This window comes from Candidatus Eisenbacteria bacterium (assembly GCA_013140805.1).
Taxonomy (GTDB): Bacteria; Eisenbacteria; RBG-16-71-46; order RBG-16-71-46; family RBG-16-71-46; genus JABFRW01.
In genome coordinates this window covers 1-3,595 of sequence record JABFRW010000063.1, presented here as the reverse complement: position 1 = coordinate 3,595, position 3,595 = coordinate 1, and the positions used below count along the sequence as shown (strand labels likewise).

The following is a 3,595-nucleotide window of genomic DNA, read 5'->3' as shown; positions in this document are numbered from 1 at the left end:
CGCCCGAAGTCGCGAGCGAGTCCGGAAGTCGCGCCCGCTCGCTCGCCACCGACCACGCGGGTGAAGGCGCAACGCCCGTGAGCGTGGCGAGTTCGATCGCCACCTCCGCGGCGGTGGGCCGACGGCTCGGGTCTTTGAGGAGCAGCCGATCCACCAGCGCATCGACCTCGCCGGCGATTTCCGGGCGCAGATCGCGCAGTGGGCGCGGCGGGTCGTTCGCGATCGCGTACAGCGTCGCGAGCGCGTTCGAGCCGCGAAACGGCAGCGAACCCGTGAGCATCTCGTAGAGCGTCACACCGAGCGCGAAGACGTCCGCCGGCGCACCGTCGCCGAAGACTTCCTCGGTCTCGAAGTTCTGGGCGGCACGCACCGACTCGGGCGACATGTACGAGGCGGTGCCGAGCGTGGCGCCGGTCGTCGTGATGCGCGAGACCTCGGCGATCTTCGCGAGCCCGAAGTCCGTGACCTTGATGGTGCCCTCGGCGTCGAACATCAGGTTCTCGGGCTTGATGTCGCGATGGACCACGCGCTGGCGATGCGCATAGGCGAGCGCCCCGGCGACATCGCGCGCGATCCCGAGTGCTTCCGCGACCGGCATCGGCCCCAGCATGACGACCTCTCGCAGCGTGCGGCCGGCCAGCAGCTCCATCACGATGAAGGGACGCTCGGTGCTGCGGTCGAACGAGAACAGCGTCGCGATGTGCGGGTGATGGAGCGAGCCGGCCACTCGTGCTTCGCGCTCGAATCGCTTCAGGTCGTTCGGCTGGTGCGCGAGCCGGTCGACGACGAACTTGAGCGCGACGCGGCGGCCGAGATCGAGGTCGGTGGCCTCGAACACTTCGCCCATGCCGCCCTGGCCGAGGCGACGCACGATCTCGTAGTGGGAGATGCGCTCCATGATGCGCGGGCGGTGGGCCCCGGCTAGCGGGCGTCTCGCTGGAGCGCCAGCGCGTGCTGGAACTCCGCCGCGGCCCGGTCGGTCAGTCCAACGCTCAGATACAGATTGCCGAGCGCCTCGTGAGGTGCCGGCGAAGCGGGATCGAGCGCCGCGAGCGCCCGGAACTGCAGCGTCGCCTCTTCATAGAGGCCGAGCCCCGACAGGTAGGAGCCGGCCAGGAACCGCGCCGCCGGCGAACGCTCGCCGCCCGCACTCTCGGTGATGCGCGCGAGGTTCGTGCGCACGCTGCCGCGCGCCTCGGAGCCGAGTACCCGCAGGGTGGTGCTCTCGCGGCGCAGCGTGCCCTTGGCGTCGAACGCCTCGACCTCCCAGCCGTGCTCGGTCGCGGCCACGAGTCGTGGGGCGTCGCCTGGGTAGGCGAGCGCCTGCTCGGCCCCGTCGGTGGCCGCCACCTCGCGCGTCCAGACCTCGGCGCCGCTCGCGGTCGTGACGCGCACGCGGTAGCCCTTCGCTCCGATCACGGTGCGCCAGCGCAGCGTCGGCGCATCGTCGAGCACCGCGCTGCGGCGCGGCGCCAGCAGCAACGGCAGGCTCGCGTCGGCGTCCGAGCGCATGTCGGCCATCGCGACCAGGCCGGTCTGGCGCGAACCCGCGGTGACGAAGCGGCTCACCTGCGCGAACACGTCACCCGGCAGCGCGGCACTGTGAGCACCCGCCACCACTCGACCGCCGATCGTGAGCGCGCTGCGCTCCGACAGCTCGATCACATTGCCGTCATTGAAAAACAGGGTCGCGGAACCACCCGTTCCGACCGTCACCTTGTCGCCGCGCTCGAGTGCACGGCCGAACACCGCACGAACGGCGGCGCGCGAGTGGCCGGTCGAGATCTCCACGCGCCCCTTGACGGCCGCCACCACCGCGACCGGATCGGTGGCCGCGCGGGCTGCGGGTGCGACGATCGAGGCGAGCAGCAGAGCGCCTGCGAGCAGCCAGCGGTCGAACTTTCGCAAGGGATCCTCGAGCGGTGGAGGGTCGAACTCGGGCGCAGATTGCGACCCGGACTCTAGTGTGTGCGCCCCGGCGCGTCCATGACGGCGGGAAGGCGGCCCACGTTGCCCGATGGCACTCCGGCGATCTCGCTTCGGGCTGGCATGACGCGCCCGAAATCCTCATGCTTCGCGCCCATGTCCACCCCGCGCACGCTCGTCGCCATGGTCGCACTCGCACTTGCAGCCGTGACCGCATCGATTCCCGTGTCGGCCGCGACCGGACTGCAACGCGGCTTCGAGGCGGCACTGGCCGCCGAACACTGGGACGCGGCGGCGCGACTGGCCGACTCGCTGGTGCGCGCCCGCGAAGTCCGAGGCGGGCTTTCGGGCGTGGCCGCGGCGACTCTGTTCGACAGCCTCGGCCGCCGCATCTTCATGGCCGGAACTCCGGATGCCATGACCGCAGCCGAGCGATTGTTTCGGGCCGGGCTCGCGCGCCGCGAACGCGCACTCGGTCCCGACGACCTCGCGGTCGCAAACAGCCTCGCCACACTCGCGACCCTGCTCGACTACCTCGGTCGCTGGGCCGAGGCGGTCCCGCTCGCCAAGCGTGCACTCGCGATTCGCGAACAGCAGCTCGGCGAGCGACGTGCTGAAACCGCTTCGATCCTGCGCCAGCTCGGACTGCTGCAGTTCCAGCTCGGCGCATACGAGTCCGCCGCGCGACCACTCGAGCGCTCGGCTGCGATCTACGACACGCTCGGAGCCGGATTCGAAGCGCGAGCCGCGGATGCGCGCAACAACCTGGGCGAGCTGGCGAGGGTACGCGATCGCCTCGACGAGGCCGAAGCGCAGTTCCAGCGCGGGCTCGCGATCGCGCGCGCGCGCCTGCCGGCGGGTGACCCCATCCGGCTCGCACTTGCGAACAATCTCGCCGGCCTGTTCAAAGACGTGGCGCGCTTCGATGAGGCCGAGCCCCTGCTCGAGGATGTGCTCGCGATCCTCGAGGCCGCCGGTGACGATCGCGAGGCGCTCGCAACTGCGCGGCTCAACCTTGCCGAAGTCCTGCGACTCCAGGGCCGCGCCTCGGCCGCCGCACCGTTCTACGCCCGCGGTCTCGACGAAGCGCGCGCGACACTCGGCGCCGAACACCCGGGACTGGTGCCGTTCCTCAATCAGTCGGCGGTGTGCGAACAGGCGCTCGGTGCCTTCGCGCGCGCCGAGTCGCTATACCTGGAAAGCGGCCGCATCGTGGTGGCCACCCTGGGCCGCGAGCATCCGCTGGTGGCGCAGAATCTCAGCGATCTGGCGGGCCTGCGGCGTGCGGCGGGCCGGGTGCCGGAGGCCGATTCGCTGTTGCGCATCGCGCTCGCGCTGCGCGAGCGAGCGCTCGGACGCGCGCATCCGGACGTGGCGCTGGTGCTGGTCGAGCTGGCGCGGACCCGCGCCGAGGCCGATCGCGACTTCGAAGTGCCGCTGGGGCGCGCGATCGCGATCCTCGATTCGACGCGCGCCTACCCCGACGCGCGGCTCGATGCCTATGCGCTGCGCGCCGAATGGAACGCGCGGCACGGCCGCCGCACGGCGGCGATCGCGGACATGGGCCGCGTGCTCACCGCCATGGACTCGCTGCGCCTGCAGCGTGGTGGTGGTGACGAGACGCGCACCGCGTTCCTCGCCGCGCGCGCCCGCGCTCGTGGGTCTCGAG

General features: G+C 71.5%; 3 protein-coding genes. 1 reads left to right on the top strand and 2 read right to left on the bottom strand.

Annotation, left to right across the window (positions count from 1 at the left end; translation table 11 throughout):
* Together HOP12_05840 and HOP12_05835 are read right to left on the bottom strand one after the other, a co-directional pair.
* Positions 1 to 898 (bottom strand): serine/threonine protein kinase (locus HOP12_05840; protein NOT33678.1); only part of this gene is annotated, 898 nt, incomplete at its 3' end.
* A gap of 23 nt (positions 899 to 921) precedes the next feature.
* Positions 922 to 1,908: a hypothetical protein gene (locus HOP12_05835; protein ID NOT33677.1), complete on the bottom strand. Its 987-nt coding sequence runs from the start codon at positions 1,906 to 1,908 to the stop codon at positions 922 to 924.
* A 174-nt stretch (positions 1,909 to 2,082) separates the two neighbouring features.
* Here HOP12_05835 and HOP12_05830 point away from each other — a divergent pair.
* On the top strand, positions 2,083 to 3,595 hold a 1,513-nt coding region (locus HOP12_05830), incomplete at its 3' end, for a tetratricopeptide repeat protein (GenBank protein ID NOT33676.1).